Source organism: Gemmatimonas sp. (genome assembly GCF_046594945.1).
GTDB lineage: Bacteria > Gemmatimonadota > Gemmatimonadetes > Gemmatimonadales > Gemmatimonadaceae > Gemmatimonas.
On sequence record NZ_JBKJRB010000017.1, the window covers coordinates 1 to 2,943 of the forward strand.

General features: G+C 66.7%; 3 protein-coding genes. All 3 read left to right on the forward strand.

What is annotated here, in order from left to right; genetic code table 11:
- Positions 1-765, forward strand: a 765-nt coding sequence (locus ACLL97_RS02370; protein ID WP_411278871.1) for a nuclease domain-containing protein, incomplete at its 5' end; no start/stop codon positions are given.
- An 89-nt stretch (positions 766-854) separates the two neighbouring features.
- Positions 855-1,004, forward strand: coding sequence for a hypothetical protein (locus ACLL97_RS02375; protein ID WP_411278872.1), 150 nt, complete (start codon positions 855-857; stop codon positions 1,002-1,004).
- A gap of 31 nt (positions 1,005-1,035) precedes the next feature.
- On the forward strand, positions 1,036-2,943 hold a 1,908-nt coding region (locus ACLL97_RS02380; protein ID WP_411278873.1), incomplete at its 3' end, for a hypothetical protein.

Consider the following 2,943-nt stretch of genomic DNA (forward strand, 5'->3'; position numbering starts at 1 on the left):
ATACGACCCATCGCTCGTCATGCGTTGTGGAACGACGTCGGCGCGATGGCACACGTGCCCATCGGATCGACCGTGCTCCAACGGAAGCACAGCTACAAGGCGGTGCTCAGACATCACCTGGCACTACGTGCAGCGGCGCGACTCCCGATCGACGCTCGCGCCCTCGACAAGCTACTCGGCATGAAGGACGTTGCGACGCTGTACGAGCTCTGGACGTTCTTCAAGGTCGTCGCAGCCCTCGAGAAGCTCCTGGGCCCGCCGGACCACGTGGATCGTGCCGAGGCGACGACGATTCAACTCGGAATTCCGTGGTCGTTCCGCGCGTCGTGGGACTCGGTGGGTGTCTCCGCTTTCTACAATCTGTCTTTTAGTGCGGCGCGCAAGGCGCCGTACCGGTCGTCATCGGTCATGCTCCGCCCCGACGTCGTCGTTCAGTGCGGTACCGGCGCGGATGCGGTGCTGCATGTGCTCGACGCGAAGCTTCGCGTGGACGTCGAGACCTCGGATGATGAGGATGAGGACGATGAACGTTCTTCGAAGCGCGACGACATCAAGAAGATGCACACGTATCGCGACGCGCTGCCGAACGTGAGGACGGCATTCGTGCTGTACCCCGGCAATGTGTTCGTCGAGTACGCCGCGCTCGATCAGAGCGATGGCGACACGGTCGGGGCGATCCCTCTGACGCCCGGTGCTGACGCTTCAGACCTTGATCGCCACCTCACGTCGTTGATCGACCGTTGGGGGACAGGGCTCGACCCGTAGCCAGCCGTGTCATCGCGATACGGTTACCGCGCGCGTGAGCAACGCCATGCGAGGTGCCGAGGACCTATCTGAGGGCCACCCTTGGCCTCGTGATTTTCATCGCCGTGGTCTGGATTCTCGGGCCGATAGTCGCGCTCGTCGGGACTGTGTGCGCGCTCGCGCTCTTCGTGGCCTGCGCGTGCGCGCCTGGGCAGTCCGGCTCGCTGCTCGACACATCGTGGGCCGGCGCCCTTCCGTAGTGCCCCGAACCACGCGACAATCGCGGCACGAATGGCGCGAAAGGATCCCACTTCGGACGAGCTGATCGCTGGGCGCGCCCGCCCGACACTCGATGCTCTCCTCTACTGCATCCGGGGAGAGAACCCTACCGACCGTGGGCTACCCCGTCGCGAGGTCGAGCGGCGCTATGCGCGCAAGGCGCTCTTGCAATCGTTGCTCATCCACCACCATGGTCCTTCGTTGTCGGTGGAGCGGGAGAGGGACGCAGGGGTCGTACTCCTCCGTGCCGGAAGCGCCGATGGTCCGGGCACACACGCGGTGATCGACGCGCTGGACGACGAGGCGCGTGCCTTCGTGCGCGCCGCGCTCGAGCTGGAAGCACCTGCGGTCGAGGAGCCGCGACCAGAACCGCGGGGGCGCGGGGACCAGCGCCGCGAGACGCCGCTCGATCGCGTCGGAGAGGCGCGCGCGGCGATCGAGGAGTACGACCTCGACGGCGCTCGCGTGATCCTCATGGCGGCGCTGGCTGACGATCGCGATGACGTGGAAGCCGCCGCTCTGCTCAGCGAGCTCCTGGTCGACCAGTTGGGCCTCGATCAGGAAGCGCTCTCCCTCACACTCGGCAAGTGCACGCAACGCAATCCGAGGGTCCGCGCGCAGCTCGGCATCGCGTCGGCGCGCACGGCTCTCTCCGAAGGGCGGCTCGACGACGCCGCCCGCGCGATTGATGCGATCGACGCTGGTTTGGTCATAGATGCGGTTAACGCCATCCGCGCGGACCTGCGTAAGCGCCGAGAGCAGGTCCGTGGCGTCGCGGAGGCTGCGCTTCAATCGAAGGTGAAAGATGAGACTCCCGAGGCGTCGCTTGCCGCAGCGCGCGCACTCCTGGAGCAGATACCCGAGAGCGAAGTCGCGCGACGGATTGCGCGTGATGCCGAACACACGATCGGCAAGACGCTGGCGGCCACCTCGTTGGCGCGCGCAGAGCAGGCGATCGAGTCGGGGGATCTCGATCTCGCTAGAATGTGTCTGCGCGCGTCGCTCGCCCACGCGGACGATCGGCCGTCGATCGAGGAGCGGCTCGTGGCGATCGACCGCCAGATCTCTGCGCGGGAACGTCACGCTCGCGCGCGCCAGACGATCGCTCGCTTGTCGTCGGTAATCGATGAGGCAGGGCTCGCTGCGTACTTCGCGCTCGACGCTGCGACGCGCGAGGAGGTGCGACGGGAGATCCCGAGCCAGCTGATTTCACGCGCGGAGGCTCTCGTCGCACGTGGCGCAGGCGTCAAACCGGCGGCGGCTGCGGTGCTCGCGCTGGAGAGGGCAATGGACGATCAAGCCGCAGCATCCGGCATCCTTCCGCACGCGGGTCTTCTCTCGCTGTTCCCGGAGGCTCGCCACTTCCTCGCAGGGCTCGAGGAGGAGCAGCGAGACGAGCGTTCTCGCCGCGCGCAGGCAGCGCTACTCGCCGCGCGCGAAGCGGTCGCGAACGGAAGTCTCGAGGAGGCCGGCAAACGTCTCGGGGCGATCAGCACGAACGACCTGTCGAGCGAAGACGCCACTGAACGTGCGGCCCTGCTCGCCTCGATCCAGCACCGAATAGATCGTGACCGCCTGGTCGCGCTCTACCATGCGAGCGTGGAGCGGACGTTCTTCGCCGCGCGCGAGGCGCTGGACGGGCTCCTCGCTCGGCACGGGGGCGATCCCACCCTTCCGCTCGACGAATGGAGCGTGCAGGTCGACGAGCAGATCGCGCGATCGTTCGGCGTGACCGTAGACCGCTCGGAGCAGGCGATGGCCAACGTCCACTGGCTCATCGACGCGCGTGGAGACGAGGATGCGGCGCGGCTCGTCGCAGAGATCGACGGACGCGAGCACCTTGCAGTGATTCATGTGCACGGCATGTTCCTCTGCGTGTTCGTGATCGATGTCGCACGAGAGGCCATCGTGATGCGCATG